Annotated in this window: 25 protein-coding genes and 2 pseudogenes (1 of these 27 only partly in view); 10 read left to right on the forward strand and 17 right to left on the reverse strand. The window is 72.2% G+C overall.

The features are described 5' to 3' along the window. Positions 1–316, reverse strand: the 5' end (the start) of a protein-coding gene (tyrS, locus tag OG552_RS07365; RefSeq protein ID WP_329130465.1) for a tyrosine--tRNA ligase. 956 nt of this gene lie to the left of the window's left edge; 316 of the gene's 1,272 nt are visible here — the first part of the coding sequence; it begins with the start codon at positions 314–316; its stop codon lies beyond the left edge, outside the window. A gap of 81 nt (positions 317–397) precedes the next feature. Then, the gene (locus tag OG552_RS07370; protein ID WP_329130467.1) at positions 398–1,036 is read right to left on the reverse strand and encodes a DNA-3-methyladenine glycosylase; all 639 of its coding nucleotides are present in this window, start codon (positions 1,034–1,036) and stop codon (positions 398–400) included. Between the two features lie 134 nt (positions 1,037–1,170). Here OG552_RS07370 and OG552_RS07375 point away from each other — a divergent pair, with 134 nt between their 5' ends. The 3 genes from OG552_RS07375 (at position 1,171) to OG552_RS07385 (ending at position 3,350) form a co-directional block, all read left to right on the forward strand. Next, positions 1,171–1,968: a sporulation protein gene (locus OG552_RS07375; RefSeq protein ID WP_329130468.1), complete on the forward strand. Its 798-nt coding sequence runs from the start codon at positions 1,171–1,173 to the stop codon at positions 1,966–1,968. Positions 1,969–2,082: 114 nt separating this feature from the next. After that, positions 2,083–2,622, forward strand: coding sequence for a YbhB/YbcL family Raf kinase inhibitor-like protein (locus OG552_RS07380; protein ID WP_329130470.1), 540 nt, complete (start codon positions 2,083–2,085; stop codon positions 2,620–2,622). A gap of 224 nt (positions 2,623–2,846) precedes the next feature. After that, positions 2,847–3,350: an HNH endonuclease gene (locus OG552_RS07385; protein WP_329130472.1), complete on the forward strand. Its 504-nt coding sequence runs from the start codon at positions 2,847–2,849 to the stop codon at positions 3,348–3,350. Between the two features lie 33 nt (positions 3,351–3,383). Here OG552_RS07385 and OG552_RS07390 read toward each other — a convergent pair whose 3' ends face one another. The 4 genes from OG552_RS07390 to OG552_RS07405 form a co-directional block, all read right to left on the reverse strand. Further along, the gene (locus OG552_RS07390) at positions 3,384–4,157 is read right to left on the reverse strand and encodes a sulfite exporter TauE/SafE family protein (protein ID WP_329130473.1); all 774 of its coding nucleotides are present in this window, start codon (positions 4,155–4,157) and stop codon (positions 3,384–3,386) included. 97 nt (positions 4,158–4,254) lie between these two features. Next, entirely contained in the window at positions 4,255–5,232 is a 978-nt protein-coding gene (locus tag OG552_RS07395) for an SPFH domain-containing protein (protein WP_329130475.1), read from the reverse strand. 129 nt (positions 5,233–5,361) lie between these two features. Continuing rightward, a complete protein-coding gene (locus OG552_RS07400) occupies positions 5,362–5,784 on the reverse strand; it encodes an NfeD family protein (protein ID WP_443070884.1) in 423 nt (140 codons plus the stop codon). A gap of 56 nt (positions 5,785–5,840) precedes the next feature. After that, positions 5,841–6,632: an ABC transporter ATP-binding protein gene (locus OG552_RS07405; RefSeq protein ID WP_329130477.1), complete on the reverse strand. Its 792-nt coding sequence runs from the start codon at positions 6,630–6,632 to the stop codon at positions 5,841–5,843. Between the two features lie 122 nt (positions 6,633–6,754). On the opposite strand from OG552_RS07405, the gene OG552_RS07410 reads away from it, so the two are divergent. Beyond that, complete coding sequence (locus OG552_RS07410; RefSeq protein WP_329130478.1) at positions 6,755–7,546, forward strand: hypothetical protein; 792 nt, start codon at positions 6,755–6,757, stop codon at positions 7,544–7,546. Positions 7,547–7,627: 81 nt separating this feature from the next. Here OG552_RS07410 and OG552_RS07415 read toward each other — a convergent pair whose 3' ends face one another. The 3 genes from OG552_RS07415 to OG552_RS07425 form a co-directional block, all read right to left on the reverse strand. Continuing rightward, positions 7,628–7,873, reverse strand: a complete 246-nt coding sequence (locus tag OG552_RS07415; RefSeq protein WP_329130480.1) for a chaplin — start codon at positions 7,871–7,873, stop codon at positions 7,628–7,630. Between the two features lie 145 nt (positions 7,874–8,018). After that, positions 8,019–8,660: a response regulator transcription factor gene (locus OG552_RS07420; RefSeq protein WP_329140626.1), complete on the reverse strand. Its 642-nt coding sequence runs from the start codon at positions 8,658–8,660 to the stop codon at positions 8,019–8,021. A 4-nt stretch (positions 8,661–8,664) separates the two neighbouring features. Further along, on the reverse strand, positions 8,665–9,816 hold the full coding sequence (locus tag OG552_RS07425) for a GAF domain-containing sensor histidine kinase (protein WP_329130482.1): 1,152 nt from the start codon (positions 9,814–9,816) through the stop codon (positions 8,665–8,667). A 226-nt stretch (positions 9,817–10,042) separates the two neighbouring features. On the opposite strand from OG552_RS07425, the pseudogene OG552_RS07430 reads away from it, so the two are divergent. From OG552_RS07430 to OG552_RS07440, 3 genes and pseudogenes are all read left to right on the forward strand, one after another. After that, a pseudogene (locus tag OG552_RS07430) lies at positions 10,043–10,360 on the forward strand (SDR family NAD(P)-dependent oxidoreductase); the annotation flags it as partial. Between the two features lie 44 nt (positions 10,361–10,404). Continuing rightward, a pseudogene (locus OG552_RS07435) lies at positions 10,405–11,159 on the forward strand (S-adenosylmethionine:tRNA ribosyltransferase-isomerase). A 262-nt stretch (positions 11,160–11,421) separates the two neighbouring features. Beyond that, positions 11,422–12,306, forward strand: a complete 885-nt coding sequence (locus OG552_RS07440; RefSeq protein ID WP_329130485.1) for a transglycosylase SLT domain-containing protein — start codon at positions 11,422–11,424, stop codon at positions 12,304–12,306. Between the two features lie 87 nt (positions 12,307–12,393). Here OG552_RS07440 and OG552_RS07445 read toward each other — a convergent pair whose 3' ends face one another. Further along, complete coding sequence (locus OG552_RS07445) at positions 12,394–15,078, reverse strand: FHA domain-containing protein (RefSeq protein WP_329130487.1); 2,685 nt, start codon at positions 15,076–15,078, stop codon at positions 12,394–12,396. A 234-nt stretch (positions 15,079–15,312) separates the two neighbouring features. On the opposite strand from OG552_RS07445, the gene OG552_RS07450 reads away from it, so the two are divergent. Together OG552_RS07450 and serB are read left to right on the forward strand one after the other, a co-directional pair. Continuing rightward, positions 15,313–16,950: a streptophobe family protein gene (locus OG552_RS07450; protein WP_329130489.1), complete on the forward strand. Its 1,638-nt coding sequence runs from the start codon at positions 15,313–15,315 to the stop codon at positions 16,948–16,950. 83 nt (positions 16,951–17,033) lie between these two features. After that, on the forward strand, positions 17,034–18,281 hold the full coding sequence (gene serB / locus OG552_RS07455; protein ID WP_329130491.1) for a phosphoserine phosphatase SerB: 1,248 nt from the start codon (positions 17,034–17,036) through the stop codon (positions 18,279–18,281). Between the two features lie 18 nt (positions 18,282–18,299). Here serB and OG552_RS07460 read toward each other — a convergent pair whose 3' ends face one another. From OG552_RS07460 to OG552_RS07475, 4 genes are all read right to left on the reverse strand, one after another. Beyond that, positions 18,300–18,821 carry a SixA phosphatase family protein gene (locus OG552_RS07460; protein ID WP_329130493.1) on the reverse strand — a complete coding sequence of 174 codons (522 nt, stop codon included), beginning with the start codon at positions 18,819–18,821 and terminating at the stop codon, positions 18,300–18,302. 411 nt (positions 18,822–19,232) lie between these two features. Next, complete coding sequence (locus tag OG552_RS07465; RefSeq protein WP_329141383.1) at positions 19,233–19,475, reverse strand: hypothetical protein; 243 nt, start codon at positions 19,473–19,475, stop codon at positions 19,233–19,235. A gap of 192 nt (positions 19,476–19,667) precedes the next feature. After that, entirely contained in the window at positions 19,668–19,790 is a 123-nt protein-coding gene (locus OG552_RS07470) for an SGM_5486 family transporter-associated protein (protein WP_329130494.1), read from the reverse strand. Between the two features lie 42 nt (positions 19,791–19,832). Further along, the gene (locus tag OG552_RS07475; protein ID WP_329130496.1) at positions 19,833–21,206 is read right to left on the reverse strand and encodes a CynX/NimT family MFS transporter; all 1,374 of its coding nucleotides are present in this window, start codon (positions 21,204–21,206) and stop codon (positions 19,833–19,835) included. 22 nt (positions 21,207–21,228) lie between these two features. On the opposite strand from OG552_RS07475, the gene OG552_RS07480 reads away from it, so the two are divergent. Beyond that, positions 21,229–21,906: a FadR/GntR family transcriptional regulator gene (locus tag OG552_RS07480; protein WP_329130498.1), complete on the forward strand. Its 678-nt coding sequence runs from the start codon at positions 21,229–21,231 to the stop codon at positions 21,904–21,906. 75 nt (positions 21,907–21,981) lie between these two features. Here OG552_RS07480 and fabI read toward each other — a convergent pair whose 3' ends face one another. The 3 genes from fabI to OG552_RS07495 all read right to left on the reverse strand — a co-directional run bounded on the left by fabI (position 21,982) and on the right by OG552_RS07495 (position 24,509). Continuing rightward, positions 21,982–22,773 (reverse strand): enoyl-ACP reductase FabI, encoded by a 792-nt coding sequence (fabI, locus tag OG552_RS07485; protein WP_329130501.1) that lies wholly within the window; start codon positions 22,771–22,773, stop codon positions 21,982–21,984. Positions 22,774–22,778: 5 nt separating this feature from the next. Next, on the reverse strand, positions 22,779–23,498 hold the full coding sequence (gene fabG / locus OG552_RS07490) for a 3-oxoacyl-[acyl-carrier-protein] reductase (RefSeq protein WP_329130503.1): 720 nt from the start codon (positions 23,496–23,498) through the stop codon (positions 22,779–22,781). A gap of 120 nt (positions 23,499–23,618) precedes the next feature. Next, a complete protein-coding gene (locus OG552_RS07495; RefSeq protein WP_329130504.1) occupies positions 23,619–24,509 on the reverse strand; it encodes a lytic polysaccharide monooxygenase auxiliary activity family 9 protein in 891 nt (296 codons plus the stop codon). Positions 24,510–24,660 lie beyond the last annotated feature (151 nt).

The following is a 24,660-nucleotide window of genomic DNA, read 5'->3' on the forward strand; positions in this document are numbered from 1 at the left end:
CGATCTGGGCCCGTACCCGGTCCACCCACTCCGCGACGACCGCGGGGTCGTTCAGGGTGCGCTCGGCGGTCGGCTTGGGGTCGCCGATCAGTCCGGTGGCGCCGCCGACGAGGCCGAGCGGCCGGTGGCCGGCCAGCTGGAGCCGGCGGACGGTGAGGATCTGGACCAGGTTGCCGAGGTGCAGGCTGGGCGCGGTCGGGTCGAAGCCGCAATAGACCGTGACGGGGCCGTCCGCGAACGCCTTGCGCAGTGCGTCCTCGTCAGTGGATACGGCGATCAGTCCGCGCCACTGCAGCTCGTCGACGATGTCCGTCACGGTTCCTGGTCTCCTCTGTAGGGGTGTGCTCTGCCGGGTGGGTCCGGCGTGTCCGAGGGTACGCGGTCCCGGGTGGGTCGTTCATCGGCGTTTGCGGGGGGCGTGGGCCCGGTACGGGCTGACGGTGGGGTCGCCGTCGATCCAGTACCGCCACGGGTGGGCGGCGCCGTCACCGCCGACGCCGGTCCGTGGTCCGGTGCGGATCAGTGCCGGGTCCGGCGGGGTGCCGGTGAGGATACGGAACGGGCCGCCGCCGGCCGAGCAGGCGTCGGCGCCGTTGAGGGAGCGGTCGACGGAGAGAGCGGTGGCGAGCCGGGCCGGGCCCTGGGCGAGGTCGCTGTCCTTGCGGGAGGCCGGCCGGTGGGCGCGGGCCAGGGCGGCGCCTGCGGTGATCTCCCCGGCGCGCAGCAGCACTCCGCTGGGGGTGCCCTGCGGGCCGCACACCATGTTCAGGCAGTACCACATGCCGTAGGTGAAGTAGACGTAGGTGTGGCCGGGCGGGCCGAACATCACGGCGTTGCGGTCGGTGCGGCCGCGGTAGGCGTGCGAGCCGGGATCGTTGGGGCCGTCGTACGCCTCGACCTCGGTGAGGCGCAGCTCGATCGGGCCGTCGTCGGTGGCCCGGACCAGAACGCGGCCGAGCAGGTCGGGGGCGATCTCAAGGACCGGGCGGTCGAAGAAGGAACGGGCCAGTGGGGTCCTGTCCGGTGCCGTGATCACGGGGGGGAAGCTTAGTGGAACCGCCGGGAGGGTCCCTGCGTTCGTAGAGTTCGCAAAGACTCGGGCAACGGATGGCAAGCCACGCGCCGGGGGCGGACCGCCCGGGCCGGTGGCCGGCATGGAGAGGTGGACGTATGGGGTTCAGGAAGCTGCTGGCGAGCCTGGGGGCCGGCGGGGCGTCGGTGGAGACGGAGCTGACGCAGCCCGATGTGGTGCCGGGCGGGGTGGTCCAGGGCGAGGTGCGGATCCAGGGCGGTTCGGTCGGGCAGCGCATCGAGGGCCTCTCGGTGGGCCTGCAGGCGCGGGTCGAGGTGGAGCGGCGGGACGCGCAGGGCAACGACACCGAGTACCACCAGAACATCGAGTTCCACCGGCAGTCCGTCGGCGGGGCGTTCGAGCTGGCGGCCGGCGCGGTCCACCTCGTGCCGTTCACGCTGGAGATCCCCTGGGAGACGCCGGTGACGATGTTCCTGGGCCGGCATCTGACCGGGATGAAGCTGGGGGTGACGACGGAGCTGGCGATCGACCGGGCGGTGGACGCGGGTGACCTCGACCCCCTCAATGTGCATCCGCTGCCGGCTCAGCAGGCGCTGCTGGACGCGTTCGGGCAGCTGGGGTTCGCGTTCCGGAGCGCGGATCTGGAGAAGGGCGTGCTCCGGGACACCCGGCAGCGGCTGCCCTTCTACCAGGAGATCGAGTTCCACGCGCCGAGCCAGTACCGGGGGCTGAAGCAGGTGGAGCTGACCTTCGTCGCGGACGGCGACCAGATGGATGTGGTGCTGGAGATGGACAAGAAGCCGGGGCTGTTCAGTGTGGGCAGCGACACGTACCGCTCGTTCACGATGAGCCTGGACGCGTACGACGAGACGGACTGGACGGGGTATCTGCACGCGTGGCTCGCCGAGGTGGGCGGCAAGCGGAACTGGTTCTGACCCGGCGGTGCCCCCATCGGCGGGTTCGCGGTGGTCGCGGGCTTAGGCTCGGTCGGTGATGCTTCGGGCTTTTCCGAGCGATTCTTGCGATCAGTGCTATCAGGAGGTGTTGAGGTGACCGAGCAAGCGCGGCGGCCGCTCCCCCATGACTTCCACCCGCCGGTGCCGTCGTTCACTGTGGTGAGCGACGACGTGGTGCCGGGCGGGACGCTCAAGGACGACCAGGTGTACGCGGCGGGGAACATCTCGCCGCATCTGCGGTGGGAGGGGTTCCCTGAGGGGACGAAGAGCTTCGCCGTCACGTGCTACGACCCGGACGCGCCCACGGGCAGCGGGTTCTGGCACTGGGTGCTCTTCGATCTGCCGGTGTCGGTGACGGAGCTGCCGCGCGGCGCGGGGTCGGGGGACTTCTCCGGGCTGCCGGCCGGCGCGGTGCAGGCGCGCAACGACTACGGCACCCGTGACTTCGGCGGGGCGGCCCCGCCGGCCGGGGACGGCCCGCACCGCTATGTGTTCACGGTGTACGCGGTGGACACGGAGAAGCTGGGCCCGGACGCGGACGCGTCCCCGGCGTTCGTCGGCTTCAACCTGCGGTTCCACGCGCTGGGGCGCGGGCAGCTGATCGGCGAGTACGAGGTCCCCGCCGAGGGCTGAGCCGGGGCTGAGGGCCGGGGCGGCGGGGCGCGGGGCGTATCTTCGCTCCGCGTTTCCGCTGCCGCCGCCTTCTCCTGCGCTTGCGGCAACGTTCGCCGGGAACTTCTTCCCTGCTCATCTGTTGTCTTCCGGCGGGAAATTGCGTTGTCCACCGAGGTGCCCGCGGGCACAGTGGAGCCACTTCGCCCGCTGGGTGGCGGGGGCAGGCCCGGGAGGTGGACGAGATGCGTGAGACGCTGGTGCTGAACGCGAGCTTCGAGCCGCTGTCGACGGTGTCGCTGCGACGCGCGGTCGTGCTGGTCATGCAGGACAAGGCCGTCGTGGAGCAGGCGCACCCCGGGCTGCGGATCCGCGCCGCGGAGGTCGAGGTTCCGGTGCCGCAGGTGATCCGGCTCTGCCGGTACGTGCGGGTGCCCTTCCGACAACGGGCCGCGTGGTCGCGCCGGGGTGTACTGGTGCGTGACCGGCACCGGTGTGCGTACTGCGGGCGGCGGGCGACGACGGTCGACCACGTGCAGCCGAAGTCGCGTGGTGGCGGGGACACCTGGCTGAACACGGTGGCGTCGTGCGCGGAGGACAACCAGCGCAAGGCGGACCGTACGCCGGAGCAGGCGGGGATGGAGCTGCTGGTGCGGCCGTTCGAGCCGACGCCGGCCGACGCGCTGCTGCTGGCGCTGGGGATCAGGGACCGGCAGGGGCTGCCGGAGTGGCCGGCGCTGCCGGCGTAGGACCTTGCCTGGGTCCCGGGTGGTGCCCGGGGCTCAGGTGTCCTTGATGATCAGCTGGACGATGGCGGCGACGCCGACGACCACGATCAGGCCGCGCAGTGCGGCGGGTGGCAGGCGGCGGCCGACGCGGGCGCCGATCAGGCCGCCGATGGTGGCGCCGGTGGCGATCAGTGCGACGGCCGCCCAGTCCATGTGGGCGACGAAGATGAAGAAGAGAGCGGCGACGCCGTTGACTGTCGCGGCGAGCACGTTCTTCATGCCGTTGATGCGCTGCAGGGGTTCGTCGAGGAGCGGGCCCATCAAGGAGAGGTAGAGGACTCCTTGGGCGGCGCCGAAGTAGCCGCCGTAGGCGCTGGCGAGCAGCATGCCGAGCAGGAGTACGGGGCCGCCGTGGGTGGGGGCGGTGGTGCCGGCGCGGTCCCTGCGGGCCTGGACGGCGCGGGCGAGGCGGGGTTGCAGGACGACCAGCACGAGGGCGATGCCGATGAGTACCGGCACGATCGCGTCGAAGGCGCCCGACGGCAGGGTGACCAGCAGCAGGGCGCCGGTGACGCCGCCGACCAGGCAGACCAGGCCGAGGCGGAGCAGCCGGGCGCGCTGGCCGCCGAGTTCCGAGCGGTAGCCGATGGCTCCGGTGACGGACCCGGGGACCAGGCCGAGCGTGTTGGACACGTTGGCGGTGACGGGCGGCAGGCCCACCGCGAGCAGCACCGGGAAGGTGATCAGCGTTCCCGAGCCGACGATGGTGTTGATGGTGCCGGCGCCGATTCCGGCCGCGAGGACGGCCACTGCTTCTGCTGGGGACATAGCGCTCTCCATGATCTCCGCGCGTCCTCCCCGCCTCATCGGTCGAGGGGTGCGCGGCGATCATGTCACAACGGGGTGATCCGGCCGGGGGGGTGTCTCAGTCCTTGTCGAAGTGCGGGGACTCGCGGCGCGGGGCGGGCGGGGCCGCGGCGGGCGCGCCGCCGTTGCCCCCCGTGCTGCCCCCGCCGTTGCCGCTGCCGGGGGCGCCGGGGATGTTCACTATGCCGCCGAGGCCCTTGAGAGCGTCGTTGAGCTCGCTGGGGATGATCCAGAGCTTGTTGGCGTCGCCCTCGGCGATCTTCGGCAGCATCTGGAGGTACTGGTAGGCGAGGAGTTTCTGGTCCGGGTCGCCGGCGTGGATCGACTCGAAGACGGTGCGGATCGCCTGGGCCTCGCCCTCGGCGCGCAGGGCGGCGGCCTTGGACTCGCCTTCGGCGCGCAGGATCGAGGACTGCTTCTCGCCTTCCGCGGTGAGGATCTGGGACTGCCGGATGCCTTCCGCGGTGAGGATCGCGGCGCGCTTGTCCCGGTCGGCGCGCATCTGCTTCTCCATCGAGTCCTGGATGGAGGTGGGCGGTTCGATCGCCTTGAGCTCGACGCGGTTGACGCGGATGCCCCACTTGCCGGTGGCCTCGTCGAGCACTCCGCGCAGCGCGGCGTTGATCTCCTCGCGGGAGGTCAGGGTCCGCTCCAGGTCCATGCCGCCGATGATGTTGCGCAGCGTGGTGACGGTGAGCTGCTCGATCGCCTGGATGTAGCTGGCGACTTCGTACGTGGCGGCGCGGGCGTCGGTCACCTGGTAGTAGATGACGGTGTCGATGTTCACCACCAGGTTGTCCTGGGTGATCACCGGCTGCGGCGGGAACGGGACGACCTGTTCGCGCAGGTCGATCCGGTTGCGGATGGTGTCGATGAAGGGCACGACGATGTTCAGCCCGGCGCTGAGGGTCCGGGTGTAGCGGCCGAACCGCTCCACGATGGCGGCGGTGGCCTGCGGAATGACCTGGACCGTCTTGATCAGGGCGATGAAGACGAGCACCACCAGGATGATGAGCACGATGATGATGGGCTGCATGGCCAACTCCCGGCGCCGTTTGACGGCAAGCTTGGATGCGAACGTCCGACGTACCCTGTCATGATCAATTCTCGCAGAACGCCGGTGCGCCGCGGGCCGGTTCGGTGAATTGCCGGCCTGCGGTGCGGTTTACATGACGACTGCGGTCGCTCCGTCGATCTCCACTACGTCCACCCGCTGTCCCGGGACGAAGACCCGGTCGGACTCCAGCGAGCGGGCCGACCAGACCTCCCCGCCGAGTTTGATGCGGCCGCCGGCCCCGCCGTCGACCCGCTCCAGTACAACGGCCTGTTTGCCCTTGAGGGCGTCAACACCACTGCGCTGTTCGGGGCGTTGGCGGTTGCGGTAGGCGATCGGGCGGACGAAGACCAGCAGCGCGACGGAGATCACCACGAAGGTGATGACCTGGGCCACGATCCCGCCGCCGAGCCCCGCGGCCGCCGCACCGCCCACCGCCCCGACGGCGAACATGGCGAATTCGGGCATTGCCGTGATCACCAGTGGGATGCCCAGTCCCACCGCGGCTATCAGCCACCACACCCATGCTTCCACGCCGTCAATCGTAGGGGGGAGAGCCCTGGTTGCGGCAGTACGCACGGAGGATCGGTCTAGGACAGGGGGAGTCCGGCGGCGGTGAAGCGGTCGCCGCGGCGCTCGACGACGAGCGGGAGGCCGAAGCAGAGGGAGAGGTTGCGGGAGGTGAGTTCGAGGTCGATGGGGCCCGCGGTGACGACCTTGCCCTGACGGATCATCAGGACGTGGGTGAAGCCGGGGGCGATCTCCTCGACGTGGTGGGTCACCATGATCATGGAGGGCGCGATCGGGTCGCGGGCCAGCCGGCCGAGGCGGCGTACCAGGTCCTCGCGGCCCCCGAGGTCGAGGCCGGCCGCCGGCTCGTCGAGCAGCAGCAGCTCCGGGTCGGACATCATCGCGCGGGCGATCAGCGTCCGCTTGCGCTCGCCCTCGGAGAGGGTGCCGAACTTCCGGTCGAGGAAGTCGCTCATCCCGAGCCGGTCGAGGAAGGCCTTGGCGCGGTCCTCGTCGACCTTCTCGTACCCCTCCTGCCAGGTGGCGGTCATGCCGTACGCGGCGGTGAGCACCGTTTCCAGCACGGTCTGCCGGCGGGGCATCTTCTCCGCCATGGCGGCGCCGGCCATGCCGATCCGCGGGCGCAGCTCGAAGACGTCGACGTTGCCCAGCTTGTCCCCGAGGATCTGGACGGTGCCGCTGGTCGGGAAGAGGTAGCTGGACGCCACGTTGAGCAGGGTCGTCTTGCCGGCGCCGTTCGGGCCGAGGATGACCCAGCGCTCGCCCTCGGCGACCGACCACGAGACCTGGTCGACCAGAGCTCGTCCGTCGCGGACCACGGATACGTCCACCAGCTCCAGCACATCGCTCATGAGCGCGTTGTCTCCCATTGCAGTCTCGGCAGTCCGGTGTGCCCCGGTCGGCACGGGCCAGAAGGAACCCCCGGGGAAAACTTACGCCACCGCCGGTCGGGTCCAGTCCTTAGGCTGGGGCCATGCTTGATGAACCTCGCTCCGGACGGCTCACCGCGTGGGGAAATGCCCTGCTTGCCGGACTTGCCGCTCCCGATGACGTAGCGCAGCGGATCACGGCGGACGACGCCGTGCACCGGCTCTCCGGACTGCCGGGGGAGCCCGCTCCGGTCGGGCTGACGCTGGGACTTGGCCGGCTGCGGGCGCTGGGGGCGACCGGACTGCGGCTCGCACTGCCGGTGGCCGGGCACCCGCTGGGGCTCAGCGGACCGCCGGAGTTCAACGCCCGCGCGCTGGCGGCCGGTGAGGCGGTGGTCACAGTCGGCGGGGTCTTCCTCGGCCTGGTGCCGCAGGTGCACCAGGCGGGTCCGGCGGGTGACCTCCATGTCGAGGTGGAGTGGCAGTGCCTGCCGGTACGGGACGCGCCGCCGGCCGATGTGCCCTCGCTGGGCGAGGCGGAGCGGGAGCTGGCGGAGGCGCTGCGGGATGCCACCGAGGAGCTGGCCCGGCTGGACGTGGCGGGCGCGGGGCCGGCCGCGCAGGCGGCGCTGGAGGCGTACCGGGCGCGGGCGGCGCGCGGGCGCGAGGTGCTGGCGCCGGGGTACCCGCCGCGCGCGGTACGGGTGCTGGAGCTGGCCCAGCGGGTCGCCGCGCTGGTGGGCATCGCCGCCGACGGCGGCCACGGCGCGGCGGTGAGCGCCTCGCAGATCGCCGCGCGGGCGGAGCTGCTGCGCCCGGTGGAGCGGACCGCGCGGCGGGCCCAGGTGGCGGCGTACAACGCGTATGTGGAGGAGGCCGAGCGGCGCAGGCCGTGAGGGGCGGCGCGCGGGCCCCGCGTCGACGGTGAGCCGTCGGCCGCGGGGCCCGGTCGGTGGGGGGTTACCAGGTGACCGAGGTCACTGGTTCACGGCGTGGTTGCCGAACACCGGGTTGAGCAGACCGATCACGTTGACGGTGTTGCCGGACACGTTCACCGGCACGTGCACCGGAACCTGCACCAGGTTGCCGGAGACGACACCCGGCGACTTCACGGCGCCGCCGACGGCCTGGGCGCCACTGTCGGCGGAGGCGACGCCGGCACCGGCGACGGCCAGACCGCCGGCCACGAGGGTGATGGTCGCGGCCTTCTTCAGGTTCTTCACTGGAAAACATCCTCCTTGCGGGACGCACCGCGGCGTCCGCCGCGGCACGCCATGCAGAACGGATCACCGCCGCAGGAGATACGCCGTTCGAGCGACATCCACCCGACAGTATGAACCTCAGCCCGCCACCCGCCCCGGCGCGTGGCTAGTCGCCCACGCCGTTGCGCACTGCCCACAGGGCCGCCTGGGTGCGGTCGGCGAGGTCCAGCTTCATCAGGATGTTCGACACGTGGGTCTTGACGGTCTTCTCGGAGAGGACCAGCGCGCGGGCGATCTCCCGGTTGGAGCGGCCGTCGGCGATCAGTCCGAGGACTTCGCGCTCGCGTTCGGTGAGGGCGTTGCCACGGCCGTTGCCGGGTACGTGGTGTTCCTGGGCGAGCAGGGCGCCGGCCACCTCGGGCTGGAGCAGGACGTGCCCGGCGTGCACCGAGCGGATGGCGTCGGCGAGTGCGACCGGGTCGATGTCCTTGTAGACGTATCCGGCGGCGCCGGCCCGCAGCGCGGGCACCACCGTGCGCTGCTCAGTGAAGCTGGTGACGATCAGCACCCGGGCCGGGTTGCCGGCGTCGTGCAGCAGCCGCAGCGCCTCGATGCCGTCGGTGCCGGGCATCTTGACGTCCATCAGGATCACGTCGGGCCGCAGTTCCTGTGCCTGGGCGACGCCTTCCGCGCCGTCGGCCGCCTCGCCGACGACCTCGATGTCCCCCTGCACTTCGAGGAAGGTGCGCAGGCCGCGCCGGACCACCTGGTGGTCGTCGACCAGCAGGACACGGATCGCGGGGCTCACGGCGTCAGCCACCGGGCACCTCCATCTCGATGACGGTGCCCTTGCCGGGCGCCGATTGCACGGTCAGCCGGCCGCTGACGCCGTCGGCGCGGTCCCGCATGGAGACCAGGCCGAGGTGCCGGCCGGCCGCGCGGACCGCCGACGGGTCGAAGCCGCGGCCGTCGTCGCGGATCCGCAGCCGGGCGCCCGTGCCGCGGCCTTCGAGGGTGACGCCGACGGCCGTGGCGCGGGCGTGCCGCAGCGCGTTGTGCATCGCCTCCTGGGCGACCCGCAGCAGCGCCTCCTCCTGGGCGGCGGGCAGCGCGCGTACCCGTTCGGCGTGGAAGGTGACGGAGGCGTCGTGCACCCGGTCCAGGACGCGGGCCTCGGTGCGCAGCGTGGCGACCAGGCCGTCCTCGTCCAGGCCGGCCGGGCGCAGCTCGACCACGACGGCACGCAGTTCCTCGGCGGCCTCGGCGGCGAGCGCGGCCACCTGCCGGATCTCCTCCTTGGCGCGGACCGGCTCGTGATCGACCAGCGAGGCGGCGGCCTGCGCGGTGAGCCGCAGCGAGAAGAGCTTCTGCGAGACCGCGTCGTGCAGCTCGTGGGCGATCCTGGCCCGCTCCCCCGCCAGGGTCAGCTCGCGGCTGCGTTCGTAGAGCCGGGCGTTGATGAGGGCGATGGCGGCGTGGTCGGCGAGGATCCGCAGCAGGTCCTCGTCCTCCTGGGTGAAGCCGCCGGACGATTCGGGTGCCCTGGGGCAGGTCTTGTTGGCGAGGAATACGGCGCCGAGGATCTCGTCGCCGTCCACGATCGGCATGCCGATGAAGTCCTTCATCACCGGGTGGGTACGCGGCCAGCCGGCGAAGCTCTCGAAGGTGCGGACGTCGTCGAGGCGCTGCGGGGCGCCCTCGCGCAGCATCGCGGCGAGCACGCCGTGCTGCCGCGGCAGGGGGCCGATGGCCTTCCACTGCTCGTCGCTGACGCCGTCGACCACGAACTGGGCGAAGCCGCCGTGGTCGTCGGGCACGCCGAGGGCGGCGTACTCGGCGCCGAGCAGCTCCCGCGCCGAGGCGACGATGGTCTGCAGCACCTCGCGCACCTCCAGCTGGCGGTTCATCGCCAGCAGTGCGGCACTGACCGCTTCGAATCCGCCTCGCGGCGTCCGGCTGGACATGTCGTCCACGGTACCGGCGCTTGTCACGGCGGGGATGCGCCCTGCGGACGGGGCGGGCTCGGCCGTACGGACTAGTCCCAAGTGACCCGGTGCGGTGCGGCGGGCGGCCGGGGCGGGCGCATTCCTACGGTGAGGTCAGGTGGTCCGGCGTCCGGCCGGGGCGCGGTCTGACGGAGGGCGGGATCATGCCGGTGGCGATCATCACGGGCGCGTCGCGGGGGCTCGGGCGGTCGGCGGGGCGGTGCTGAACATCAGCTCGGACGCGGCGGTGGAGGCGTATCCGACCTGGGGCGGGTACGGCGCGAGCAAGGCCGCGCTCGACCAGCTGTCGGCGGTACTGGCGCAGGAGGAGCCGCGGGTGCGGGTGTGGTGGGTGGACCCGGGCGAGCTGCGGACCGAGCTGTACGCGGCGGCGGTGCCGGACGACCCGGACTTCGGGGAGCGGCTGTGTCCTGACGAGGTGGCGCCGGCGGTGGTACGGCTGCTGGACGAGGACGCGCCGAGCGGCCGGTACGTGGCGGACGTGCTGCTGGGGGCGCGGTGACGGCGGCGGTCAGGTGCGTGACCTGCGACCAGGAGGCGGCGCGGCTGGGGTCGGCCGGCCTCGCGGGGCTGCGGCTGCCGCCGGAGCTGGTGGCGACGGCGCCGCCGCCCCGGCGGGACGCGGTCCGGCTGCTGGTCGGCCGGAAGGCGCGGGACGAGGTGACCGGCCACTGCTTCCGGGAGCTGCCGGCGCTGCTGCGGGCCGGGGACGTGCTGGTGGTGAACACCTCGCGGACGCTGCCGGCGGCGGTGGACGGGCGGCTGAGCGGTACTGCCGAGACGGTGGTGGTGCACTGCTCGACCCGGCGGGCTCGGCGGAGATGCCGAGCGCCGGGCGGCCCTTCACCGCGGCACTGGTGACCGAGCTGGTCAGCCGGGGGGTGCAGATCGCGCCGATCGTGCTGCACACCGGGGTCGCCTCGGCGGAGGCGCACGAGCCGCCGTACGCGGAGCCGTTCGCGGTGCCGGCGAGCACCGCGTGGCAGGTGAACGCGGCCCGGGCGGCCGGCGGCCGGGTGGTGGCGGTGGGCACCACCGCGGTACGTGCCCTGGAATCGGCGGCCGGCCCGCGGGGCGTGGTGACCGCGGCGCGCGGCTGGACCGAGCTGGTGATCACCCCGGAGCGCGGGATGCGGGCGGTGGACGGGCTGCTGACCGGGCTGCACGAGCCGGAGGCGTCCCATCTGCTGATGCTGCGGGCGCTGTCCGGGGACCGGCTGCTGACCGCGGTGTACGCCCAGGCGCTGCGCGGACGTTATCTCTGGCATGAATTCGGCGATGTGAATCTGCTGCTTCCATAAGGCCGTTCGGACATCACATAAAGCGCCCTCCCGCTCACCGCGAGCGACCGGGAGGGCGCAATCGTGTGAGGTGGCCTATAGGACGTGGATCACATACTAGGCGGCTTAGTCGCATGACCCGGTGGAAAAGCGGCCGGAAACAGCGAAGGCAGCCGCGGTTGTCGAGGCGGCTACGAATTCCATTCGTAGCCGGTCTCGTTGACCCCCGATTTAGGACCCTCTAAGAATTCTCAGGTCCCGCAATCGGAAGAGGTAACACCGCATGCAGCTCCCCACGTTCCCGAAGATCGGCCGGCTGTCCAAGAAGCGCAAGATCACGGTGGCCGGTGCCGCCGCCGCGGCTGCCGTTGTCCTGGCCGTCACCGGTTTCCAGGCGACCGGTGGGTCCTCCTCGGTTGCCAACGGCGATCCCACCGGGTACACCGTCTCCACCGGCGACAAGGTGAAGAGTCTCGGCGCGAAGTCCGGTCTGGCGTCGCAGCAGGCGATCTCCGACCAGGCCGCGGCGAAGAAGAAGGCAGCGGCCGACGCCGCCGCGAAGCAGAAGGCGACCGCTGAGGCCGCCGCGAAGAAGAAGGCCGCCGCCGAGGCAGCGGCGAAGAAGAAGGCGGCGGACGAGGCAGCGGCCAGGAAGAAGGCGGCAGCCGACGCCGCCGCCAGGAAGAAGGCCGCCGCCGACGCCGTCAGGAAGCGGGCGGCAGAACGGGCCGCGGCCGAACGCGCGCAGGCCAGGCAGGCCGCGAACCGTTCCACCGTGCGGGCCGCCGTCAAGCCCGCCCCGGCGCCGGTCAGGAAGGCCGCCCCCGCCCCGGCCGCGCCGGTCTACGCCAACAACCTCGACGGCTGGATCAGGGAATCCCTCGCCGTCATGCACGAGAAGGGTATTCCGGGCAGCTACAACGGCATTTACCGGAACATCATCCGTGAGTCGAGCGGCAACCCCCAGGCGATCAACCTGTGGGACTCCAACGCCGCCAAGGGCATTCCCTCGAAGGGGCTGCTCCAGGTGATCGACCCGACCTTCCAGACGTACCACGTCAACGGAACCTCGTGGAACATCTACGACCCGGTGGCCAACATCACCGCGGCGTGCAATTACGCGTACCACGTGTACGGCTCGATGGACAACGTCAACTCGGCGTACTGATCCCGGCCGCGCAATAAGAAACGCACAAAGGGGCGGTGGAACCTTCCGGTTCCACCGCCCCTTCGCATGGGCCGAGTTGTGCGGCGGCTACTTCCGCATGACTTCCGGCTCATGGCGGCGCAGCAGCCGCGACACGACGAAGCCGCAGATGACGCCGATGGCGATCAGCACGGCCATGTCCAGCCCCCACGCCCCCGCGGTGTGGTTCCACAGCGGGTCGGGGTTGCCCGGGTCCCACGGCATGACCCGGTTCAGATTCGCGGTGGCGGCGAGCGCGGCCACCGCCCACCGGGCGGGCATCAGCCAGGCGAACTGCTCGATGCCGGGCGAGTCGTAGAGCTGGAAGAGCACACCGGTGAAGACCACCTGGACGATGGCGAACATGACCAGCAGCGGCATGGTCTTCTCGGCCGTCTTCACCAGCGAGGAGATGATCAGGCCGAACATCATCGAGGTGAAGCCGAGCCCGATGACGGCGAGGGTCATCTCGACGGCCGGCTGGTTCTGCACGATGACGCCCTCGACCGGCAGCGTCCGGGGGGCGAAACCGATCCCGCAGATGATCGCGCCCTGGAGGGCCGTGATCAGGCCCAGCACGATGACCTTCGACATCAGATACGCCGACCGGGACAGGCCGGTGGCCCGTTCCCGCTCGTAGATGACCCGTTCCTTGATCAGCTCACGGACCGAGTTGGCGGCGCCGGAGAAGCACGCGCCGACCGCGAGGATCAGCAGGATGGTGCCGGCGTCCTTGTTGATGCCGTTCGCCTTCGCCGGCCCCGGGCCGAGGCCGCTGGCCGCCGGGATGACCACGCTCACCACACCGAGCACGGCGGGCAGGATGAACATCAGCGCGATGAAGCCGCGGTCCGAGGAGATCACCGACAGATACCGGCGGATCAGCGTGAACAGCTGCGCCGTCCAGCCGGTCGGCTTGGGCGGCTTGGCCACCTGGTGCGGGATGTACGGGGCTGCCTGCGGGGCGGCCGAGTCGAGTTCGGCGGCGTACATCTGGTAGTGCTGCGAGCCGCGCCAGCGTCCCGACCAGTCGTAGTCGCGGTAGTTCTCGAAGGCGGAGAAGACATCGGCCCAGGTCTCGTAGCCGAAGAAGGTCAGCGCCTCGTCCGGCGGGCCGAAGTACGCCACCGAGCCGCCCGGCGCCATCACCAGCAGCTTGTCGCAGAGCGCCAGTTCGGCCACCGAGTGGGTGACCACCAGGACGGTTCGGCCGTCGTCGGCCAGACCGCGCAGCAGCTTCATCACATCGCGGTCCATGCCCGGGTCGAGCCCGGAGGTCGGCTCGTCCAGGAAGATCAGCGACGGCTTGGTGAGCAGCTCCAGGGCGACCGAGACGCGCTTGCGCTGGCCGCCGGAGAGCGAGGTGACGCGCTTGTCGGCGTGGATGTCGAGCTTCAGCTCGCCCAGCACCTCGTTGATCCGTGCCTCACGCTCGGCGGACTGCGTGTCACCGGGGAAGCGGAGCTTGGCCGCGTACCGCAGTGCCGTCTTGACCTGGAGTTCCTTGTGCAGGATGTCGTCCTGCGGGACCAGGCCGATGCGCTGGCGCAGCTCGGCGAACTGCTTGTACAGGTTCCGGTTGTCGTACAGCACCTCGCCCTCGTCGGCGGGCCGGTAGCCGGTGAGTGCCCGCAGCAGGGTGGACTTGCCGGACCCGGACGGGCCGATCACGCCGATCAGCGACTTCTCCGGGACACCGAAGGAGACGTCCTTGAGGATCGTCTTGGTGGTCTTGCCGTGCGGCACGGTGACCGTGAGGCGGCGGGCCGAGAAGGACACCTCGCCGGTGTCGACGAACTCCTCCAGCCGGTCGCCGACCAGCCGGAAGGTGGAGTGCCCCACGCCGACGATGTCATTGGGGCCCAGCAGGTGGCGCTGGATCGACTGGCCGTTGACGTAGGTGCCGTTGTGGCTGCCCAGGTCGACGATCTCGTAGCGGCCGTCGGGGTGCGCCCGGAACTCCGCGTGGAAACGGGAGACCTGGAGGTCGGAGACGACCAGGTCGTTCTCCAGCGCACGGCCGATCTTCATCACCCGGCCGAGATCGAGCCGGTGGAACGTGGTCGGGTTGCGGACGTTGAACCCCGGTCCGCCGCCGGCCGGCGCGGCCTGCGGTCGCGGCTGGGCCTGCGGCGCCGGCGGCTGCCCGCCCCAGCCGGCCTGCTGCGGCGGGACCTGCGCGGGTGGTGCGCCGCCCCACGCGCCGGCCGCGGGCGCGCCCGGCTGAGCGGCGGCCGGTGCGGGCTGTGGTGCGGCTTGCGCGGGCTGCGGTGCGGCCTGCGCCGGTGCCGCGTACATCTGCGCCTGCGCGGACGGCTGTTGCCGGGCCGCGGGCTGCGCCTGCTGCTGAACCGCGGGCTGCGGCTGCGCGGCCGGCGGCTGGTACTGCGGCTGCACCACGTGCCCCGCCGCCGCTCCGGCGACAGCGCCCGCCGCTGCCTGCGGCGCCGCGGCGGCGCGGAAGTCAAGCCGCGGCCCGTCGGTGGCGTTGCCGAGGTGGACGGCCGCGCCGGGCGCGACCTGCGACTGCTGGACGCGCTGCCCCCGCACGAAGGTGCCGTTGGTGCTGCCGAGGTCCTCGATCACCCAACCGCCGTCGCCACGGCGGACGGTGGCGTGCCGCCACGACACCCGTGCGTCGTCGAAGACCACATCGCCCTGCGGGTCGCGCCCCAGGCTGTACGACCGGGCCGCGTCCAGCGTCCAGGTCTGTCCGTTCCATTCGAGTACGAGTTCAGGCACCCCAAGCCCCATGTGTTGTCCCCCGAGTAGTCCCCCTTGTGGAGGGGAGTCTAGGGACAGCGAACTGCGGGAGGAACTGTCACAGGCTCCGGTCTCGTAACAGAAAACCGCTTCCGGTACGGGTTTGGCATCAGATCGTTGACGACGCTCCCCGCGCACCACGACAGTTGGGGACAGTTGCGGGCGTTGGGGGACGACGGCCTCGGGGGGTCAGGTATGAGTGCACGGCGCACACCGTGGGTGCGAGTGCTGTTGAGCGCACTGGCCGCGGTGAGTTGGGCGTTCGCGGGGATGATCGGCGTCGCGGCGCTCGGTCTTCACCTGCTGGGCGCCGATGCGTCGGGTTCGCTGGGACCGATGACCGCGGCGGTGGTCGCGATGGCCATCGGCGGCAAGGTGCGGCCGACCGGGGACGTGGGGGCGTTCGGGCTGAGCGGGTCGCAGACGCAGGCCGCGCTGGGCATCGCGCCGCTGGGTGTCGGCCTGGTCGGGGCGCTGCTGCTGGCCTGGGTGTTCCTGCGGTCCCTGCGCAGGGCGGGAGTTGTCGTCCCGCCGGGTGAACTGGCCGCGCGGGTCACGGCGACCGCGGTGCTCTTCGTGGCGCTGGTCGGCGGCCTGGCGTGGGCCGGGCAGGACACGGTGGCGATCGACGCGGGGTCGGTCGGGCCGCCGAAGGGCGCCACCGACGACCTGCTGGGGAATCTGCCCGGGATCGGCAGGATCAGCGGCGGGCTCGCCGACGGGCTGCAGGACATCGTCAAGACCCAGACATCGGTAAAGTTCCATGTGGAGACCGGGCGGAGCCTGCTCGGGGCGGCGGTGTGGGTGCTGGTCGTGCTGGTGATCGCGCTGCTCGCGTCGCGCCGGACGCCGCTGCCGGCCCAGTGGCGCGCCGTGCACCGGGTGGTACGGCCGGCGGCGTCCGCGCTCACGCTGGTGCTGCTGGTGGCGGTCTTCGCCGGCTTCGCGGCGGCGGTGTACGCGGCCCTGACCGGTGACCAGCCGGGGCGGATCATGGGGGCGGCACTGCTCGGGACGCCCAACGGGGTGTGGCTCGCGGTCCCGCTCGGGCTCTTCGTGCCGTGGAAGGGGACGGTCTCCGGCCCGCTGGCCTCCTTCCTGCCCGATCCGCTGCCGAAGTTCCTGGCCGGGCACGACGGCGCCACGATCACACCGGGCGGCCTCGCCGGACTCGACGGGCGGGTGTGGCTGCTGCCGGTGGCCATCGCGGTGATGATGCTGCTCGCGGGGGCACTGACCGCCACCCGCACCCCGCTGGAGGAGCCCAGGGGGCGATACGTGGCCGCGTGCGCGGTGCGGCTCGGGGTGGTCACGGCACTGGCCCTGCCGCTGCTGGTGCAGGTGACCGGGATCAAGGTCAACGCGAATCTGTCGGTCTTCGGGATCGACGCGGTGGGGGCGGGGCTCGACCTGCACGGGAACGCGGGGCTGGCCGTGCTGCTCGGTGCGGCGTGGGGAGCCGCGGCCGGCGCCGTGGGCGCGCTGCTCGCCCTGGCGACGGGGTCGGCCGGCCGGCAGGTCGCCGCCCTGGCGGCGCCGGCACCTGAACGGCCCCCGGTGCCCGCCCCCGCGGACGACCCGGCCCGTACGTACCCCGCGGTGCCCGCCGCCACGGACGACCCCGCCCGTACGTACCCCGCGGTGCCCGCCGCCACGGACGACTCCGCCCGTACGTATCCCGCGGTGGCCTACCAGCCGGGCCCCTACCTCCCCTCCCCCGCCTACCGCCCCGAGCAGGAGCACAACTCGTACGCCTCCCCGTCGCCCGACGAGCCCACCGCCCTCGCCCCGCCCCCGCCCGGCCGGCCGCCTTCTCCCCCGGCCGCCGACAAGTGGCCGCCACCGCCTCCGCCCGTGTCCTGACGAACCCCAGGTCGCGGGGGCCCTGTCCGCAAGGCGGGACGGGGAGGCTGACTGATCCACGGGGCGGATACCGTGGAGACACCATGAACGACGCCCCGCAGAGCAGCCCCGCCGCCGAGGTTCCGCCGGCCGGCACCCCCACCCTGCTGGTCAAGATCTTCGGCAAGGACCGCCCCGGCATCACCGCCGGCCTCTTCCACACCCTCGCCGGGTTCGGTGTGGACGTGGTGGACATCGAGCAGGTCGTGACGCGGGGCCGGATGGTGCTCTGCGCCCTGGTCACCGCGCCGGCCGCCCGCGGCGCGGAGGGCGAGCTGCGCGCGACCGTGCACAGCTGGGCCGAGGCGTCCCGGATGCAGGCCGAGATCATCTCGGGCATCGGCGACAACCGCCCGCGCGGTGAGGGCCGCAGCCACGTCACCGTGCTGGGCAGCCCGCTCACCGCCGAGGACACCGCCGCCATAACCGCACTGATCACCGGCGCCGGCGGCAACATCGACCGGATCTTCCGGCTGGCCAAGTACCCGGTCACCGCCGTGGAGTTCGCGGTGTCCGGTGCGAGCGCCGGGGCCCTGCGCTCGGCGCTCTCCCCGGAGGCGGCGGTCCGCGGGGTGGACGTCGCAGTGGTGCAGGCCGGACTGCAGCGCCGGGCGCAGCGGCTGATCGTGATGGACGTGGACTCCACCGTGATCCAGGACGAGGTGATCGAACTCTTCGCCGCGCACGCCGGCTGCGAGGCGGAGGTCGCCGAGGTGACAGCCGCCGCGATGCGCGGCGAGCTGGACTTCGAGCAGTCGCTGCACGCCCGGGTCGCCCTGCTCGCGGGCCTGGACGTCTCGGTGGTGGAGAAGGTCCGCTCGCAGGTGCGGCTGACCCCGGGCGCCCGCACCCTGGTGCGGACCCTCAAGCGGCTCGGCTACCAGGTGGGCATCGTCTCCGGCGGCTTCACCCAGGTCACCGACGACCTCAAGGAGCGGCTCGGCCTCGACTTCGCCGCCGCCAACACCCTGGAGGTGGTGGACGGCCGGCTGACCGGCCGGGTGACCGGGCCGATCGTGGACCGCGCCGGCAAGGCCCGGCTGCTGCGCAGCTTCGCCGAGCAGGCCGGGGTTCCGCTGAGCCAGACCGTCGCGGTCGGTGACGGTGCCAACGACCTGGACATGCTCAACGCGGCCGGGCTCGGCGTCGCCTTCAACGCCAAGCCCGTCGTCCGTGAGGCGGCCGACACCGCCGTGAACGTACCTTTCCTCGACACGGTGCTGTATCTGCTGGGCATCACCCGGGAGGAAATCGAGGCGGCCGACGAGCTGGACGGTGTGGTCACCGGCTGACCCGGCGGTGCGCCGCGGCTACGCCTCGTGCGGGGTCCAGAACCCCGTCAACGTGCCCACGCCGTGCTCCACGGTCTTCCAGGAGCCCGCGAAGGTGAGCACCGCGAAGGCCGCGGTGGGGAAGCCGATCTGGTCCAGCCGGGTCCTGGCGTCCCCTTCGGCGGAGCCGGCCAGCGCGTCGGCCAGCGCGTGCATCCCGGGGTTGTGCCCGACCACCAGCAGCGAGCCGATCTCGTCGGGGGTCTCGTTGAGCAGTGCCAGCAGGTCGCCGAGGCTCGCTTCGTAGAGCCGCTCCTCGTAGACGGTCCTGGGCCGGTGGTCCAGTTCGTGGGAGGCGAGCTTCCACGTCTCGCGGGTGCGGGCGGCGGTGGAGCACAGGGCGAGGTCGAAGGTGATGCCGTCGTCGAGGAAGCGGCGGCCGGCGGCTGGGGCGTCCAGCCGGCCGCGGTCGGCCAGCGGCCGCTCATGGTCCGGGACCGAGGGCCAGTCGGCCTTGGCGTGCCGGAGCAGGACGAGGGTGCGGGGCGAATCGGCGCTCATGCCTCTCAGCTTTCCAGAAAACCCGCGCCCAGGCGCGGGCTGGCCCCCACCACCGGCCACTCACCGCCGCCAGGGGGCGCTGTGACCAGCGCCGCAGCCGGTCCGGAGCCCGGGCCGGGACCGGGCCGGAGCCCGAGCCGGGGCGCGTCCGGGGGTCGGGCCGGGGCCCGGCCCCGGGTGCGTCCAGAGCCGGCCCAGAGGCTGGTCCAGGGTCGGTCCGCAGCCGGTCCGGGAGCTGGTCCGGGGCACGGCCGGCGTCAGTCGGGGGGCTGGTCCAGGGTCGGTCCGCAGCCAGTTCGGGAGCTGGTCCACGGTCGACCGGCGTCGGTCGCAGCCGGTTCGCAGCCGCTGCGAGGGCCGAGCCAGGACCGGTCCGGCCGCCGGGCCGGGGTGCGTCCGGGGCTCGGGTCGTTACAGCAGGTGCTGCAGCAGGGCGCCGAGTGCGGTGGCGAGGTGGGTGAGGGTGTCCCCGGCCGGGAGGGCCGACGCGTCCGCCGGGCCGGCGCTGAGCAGCGCCAGCAGCGTGGCGAAGGCGGCGGCGGGCAGGGCGATGGCCCACCACGGCAGCCGGGTCTGCACCCGGGCGGCCTTCTCCGGGCCGGGAGCGGCCGGACCGCCGCGCCGGGCGCAGAGGTGCGGGGACTGCGTGGTCACGGTGACCGCCTCCGTGGTTGGACCGTCGAAGTGCCTTGTTCCTGCGTGCAGTTCGACGCTACGGGGGCGGGGCGGGCGGCCCCATCCGGTCGTCCACCCACTTGACCCTGACCCTGGCCCCCTAGGGATGGTGGGGTTGTCCCCACCCCCCGCTCAGGGGGAAGGACCGGGTCCGGTCCTGCGGCCGGGCGGTCAGCCCATCCGGGAGGCGAAGATCGCGACCACCGCGACGATCGCGGGCACCGCCATCATCATCCCGAAGATCATCAGCAGGCGCCGCTGGGGCTGCGGGGGATTCGGTTCGAGTACGGGCATGGGATCAGTCTGGCACCGGCGGTACGGCGGACCGCGGCGGGGTCACAGTTCGTCCTCGATGTGCCGCCTGCGCCCGGCCGACACCCCGCAGAAGACCTGCGGCACGACCAGGGCGATCATCAGCGCCATCGGGAGTCCCCAGCCGCCGCTCGCCTGGTTGAGCACGCCGACCAGGATCGGCCCGGGGATCGACAGCAGATAGCCGGTGCTCTGTGCGAACGCCGACAGCCGCACCACTCCGGCACCGGACCGGGACCGCATCCCGATCATGGTGAGCACCAGCGGGAAGGCGCAGTTGGCGACGCCGAGCAGCAGCGCCCACAGCCAGGGCAGCCAGGAGGTGGCGGCGGGCGCGGCCCACAGCCCGGCGAAGCCGGCCACCTGGAAGCCGGCCAGCACCACGACGATCGGGCCCTGCGAGCGCATCCGGGCGGCGAGCGCCGGCAGCACGAAGGAGAGCGGCACGGCGATCACCATGGTGACGGCGAGCAGCAGGCCGGCCGTGTCCGCGGAGACTCCGGCGTCCCGGAAGATCTGCGGCATCCAGCCCATCGTGACGTAGGCGCCGGTGGCCTGCAGGCCGAAGAAGGCGCCGAGCATCCAGGCGGTACGGCTGCGGGTGATCCGGCCGTGCGCGCCGTGTTCGCCGAGAGCGCCGCCACCGCGGTGCTCGCTGCGTGCGCTGTGTTCGCCGAGTGCGCCGTTCCCGGTGGCCGGGGCGGTGCCGCGTACACCAGGAGTGCCGGCCGGCGGCCGGGGCGCGGCCGACCTGTCCCGTACCAGCGGCAGCCAGGGCAGCACCGCGACGGCGGCCGGCGCCGCCCACACGGCCAGGCCGAGCCGCCAGTTGCCGCCCAGCGCGTCGGTGAGCGGCACGGTGACGGCGGCGGCCACCGCGGTGCCCAGCGAGAGCGCCATCGAGTACAGGCCGGTGACCGCGCCGACCCGGTCGGGGAAGTAGCGCTTGACGATCACCGGCATCAGCACGTTGGAGACGGCTATGCCGGCCAGGGCCAGCGCGCTGGCAGCCAGGAAGACGGCGGTGCCGCCGGCGAGGGGACGCAAGCCCAGCCCGGCGGCGATGGCGGCCATGCCGGCGCAGATCACCGCGCCGGGGCCGTAGCGGCGGGCGAGCCGGGGCGCGGCGAAGCCGAAGAGGGCGAAGCAGGCCGCGGGGACGGAGGTGAGCAGTCCTGCCATCGCGCCGCTCATACCGAGTCCGGCGCGGACCTCCTTGAGCAGCGGCCCGAGGCTGGTGACGGCCGGGCGCAGGTTGACGGCCGCGAGCAGGAGCCCGGCGACGACGAGGCGGCGTACCCAGGGCGCCAGGGTGTTCCGCGGTGCGGGAGGAGCGCCGGGAACGGCCTCCCGGGGCACGCGGGTCCGGTCGAGGGTCACTGATTCGTCTTCTTGCATCACACCATCATAGAATCATGGGATGACTCTCGGACCCGTCCCCCGTGCCTCGGCGCTCGCCGATCAGGTCATCGCCCGGCTGCGCGCCGAGATCGCCTCAGGGGCGTGGCCGGTGGGCTCGCGCATTCCCACCGAACCGGAACTGGTGGAGCGGCTGGGGGTGGCCCGCAACACGGTGCGGGAGGCGGTCAGGGCGCTGGCCCACAACGGGCTGCTCGACATCCGGCAGGGCTCGGGCACCTATGTGCTGGCGACCAGTGAGCTGGCCGGGGTGATGGGGCAGCGGTTCGCCGGCGCCGATCCGCTGCACGTCGCCGAGCTGCGCGGCTCGCTGGAGGCGACCGCCGCGGCGCTGGCCGCCGAGCGCCGCGATGAGGCGGATCTGCGGCACCTGGACGCACTGCTGGAGCGCCGGGAGGAGGCGTGGCGTTCGGGCGACGCGGAAGCGTTCGTGGAGGCCGACGCCACCCTCCACCTCGCGGTGGTCGCGACCTCCCACAACGAGGTGCTGGCCGCCCTCTACGCCGACCTCGGCCAGGTGCTGCGGGACTTCCTGCGGGCCGACGTCGGCACCGAACTGCGGCCGGAGGACCACCTCGACCACGCCCGGCTGGTGGCCGCCATCCGGGCCGGCGACCCGGACCGCGCCGCCGCGGAGGCCCGCGACCACGCCTTCCACTGCCGCTTCACCAACTCCTGACCGCCCTGGCACCCGCACGAAGGCACCCCGCACCGACTCGGGTACGGGGTGCCGCGTCGCGGTCCGGGTGCGGTGTCAGGCGCCCACCGCGTGGAGCCCGCCGTCCACGTGGATGATCTCGCCGGTGGTCTTGGGGAACCAGTCCGAGAGCAGCGCGACGACACCGCGGCCGGCCGGCTCGGGGTCGGACATGTTCCACTCCAGCGGGGAGCGGTGGTTCCAGACGTCGGCGAGTTCCGCGAAGCCGGGGATGGACTTGGCGGCCATCGAGCCGATCGGGCCGGCTGAGATGAGGTTGCAGCGCACGTTCTGCTTGCCCAGGTCGCGGGCGATGTAGCGGGAGGTGGCCTCCAGCGCGGCCTTGGCCGGGCCCATCCAGTCGTACTGCGGCCAGGCGAACTGCGCGTCGAAGGTGAGGCCGACCACCGAGCCGCCGCCGGTGCCGGTGGCGCTGTCCGGCGCGGACATCAGCGGCAGGCACGCCATGGTGAGGGACTTCAGCGAGTACGCCGACACGTGCATCGCGGTGGCGACGGACTCGAAGGGCGTGTTGAGGAAGTTGCCGCCGAGCGCGTCCTGCGGCGCGAATCCGATCGAGTGGACGACGCCGTCGAGGCCGCCGAGCTCGTCGCGGACGACGCTCTCCAGACCGCTCAGGTGCTCGTCGTTGGTGACGTCCAGCTCGATCACCTTGACCGGCTTGGGCAGCTTCTTGGCGATCCGCTCGGTGAGGGTGGGCCGGGGGAAGGCGGTCAGGATGATCTCGGCACCCTGCTCCTGCGCCAGCCTGGCGGTGTGGAAGGCGATGGAGGACTCCATCAGCACACCGGTGATCAGGACCCGCTTGCCGTCGAGGATTCCGCTCATGGTGATCAGTGACCCATGCCCAATCCGCCGTCAACGGGGATGACGGCTCCAGTGATGTACGAAGCGTCGTCGGAGGCGAGGAAGCGCACGGCGGCGGCGATCTCCTCCGGCTGCGCGTAGCGCCCGAGCGGCACCTGGGCGACGATGCCGCTGCGCTGCTCGTCGCTGAGCGCCCGGGTCATGTCGGTGTCGACGAAGCCCGGGGCCACGACGTTGAAGGTGATGTTGCGCGAGCCCAGCTCACGGGCGAGCGAGCGGGCGAAGCCGACCAGACCGGCCTTGGAGGCCGCGTAGTTGGCCTGGCCCGCCTGGCCCAGCAGCCCGACGACGGAGGAGATCAGCACGACCCGGCCCTTGCGGGCCCGCAGCATGCCGCGGTTGGCGCGCTTGACGACCCGGAAGGTCCCGGTGAGGTTGGTGTCGAGGACGGAGGTGAAGTCGTCCTCGGTCATCCGCATCAGCAGCTGGTCCTTGGTGACGCCGGCGTTGGCGACGAGCACCTCGACATTGCCGTGCGCGGCTTCGATCTCCTTGTAGGCCTGCTCGACCTGCTCGGTTTCTGTGATGTCGCAGCGGACCGCGAGCACACCGAGGTCGGTGAGGTCGGCCGGCGGCCGGCCGGAGCGGTAGGTGATGGCGACCTTGTCGCCCGCCTCGGCGAATGCCCGGGCGATGGCGAGGCCGATGCCCCGGTTTCCTCCGGTGACGAGAACCGAGCGGCTCAACGGATCACCCTTCCCACTAGACAGCCTGTCCAGGGAAAGCTATCGGTCCGGCCCGCGTTCCGGGGAATCGGCCCCGACAGGCTGACCAGCGGCAGCCTGTCGGGTTCCTACAGCGACCGCTCAGTTCCCGGCGCGTGATCCTGCCCTGCGGCGGCTCCAGAAGAGCAGCCCCAGGGCGCCGGAGGCGAGCACCGCGCTGGCGGACAGGGCGGCTTGGAGCGTCGCACTGCTCGGCGTGGCGGTGGCGACGTCGCTGGTCGCGATGGGCTCGGTGCCGCCGTGGCCGTGGTGGCTGACGGTGGACCTCGACTCGCCCGCGGCGATCTGGGCGTCGGTGGGCGCCTGGGGCGCGGCCTTGAGCGCCGCGGCACCCGTCTGGCCGAAGACGACATCCGCGCAGCCGTAGAAGGCCTCGGGGCTGTCACTGCGCTGCCACACCTGGTAGATCAACTGCCGCCCGGTGCGCGCCGGGAGGGTGGCGTTGAAGGTGTAGTAGCCGCTGGGCGCCGAGGGGACGGTGTCGTAGGCCGCGATCGGCGTCGTGTCGAGGTCGGACCACTTCAGCGGTTTGGTCGGGTCGTAGCCCTGCTTGGTGATGTAGAGCGTCATGGTGCCCCGGTGCGGGGCGGTGACCCGGAAGCTGATGCTCCGCTGCCCGGCGGTGACGGGTGTGGCGGGCCAGTCGGTACGGGCCCAGTCCAGCGCCCGGTACTTGTCGCGGTTGGCCGAGCAGAGGTGGCCGTCGGGGATGATCGTGCGGCTCTGTCCGTTGGCGTCGGCGATGTTGACCTCGTTCCAGTCGTACAGCGGCTGGGTGCCGCTGTCGGCGACGAGGTCCTTGCAGACCTGGGACTTGGGGTTCTCCGGGCCTTCCGCGTAGCAGCCGGAGACCCGGCTGACCGGGGTGCTGAGCGCGCCGTGGGCGTCGGCCAGGCCGGGGGTGAGGGCGCCGATGATCAGTGCGGTGGCGCCGACCGCACTGATGGTGGCGGTGTTGCGGCGTACTGACATGTGGGGGGCTCCTGTCGTGCCTGAGGTGGTGCTCTGCGGACAAGGAGGGCGGTTGTCATGAGCATACTAATTGGTCTGGACCAAGCCAAGAGCCGGCCGCGGAAGTTATCCACAGGCGGCGGCAAATGGCCGAGCAGGGGGCGGTGGTGAC

Origin of the sequence: Streptomyces sp. NBC_01476 (genome assembly GCF_036227265.1) — a bacterium.
Lineage (GTDB): Bacteria > Actinomycetota > Actinomycetes > Streptomycetales > Streptomycetaceae > Actinacidiphila.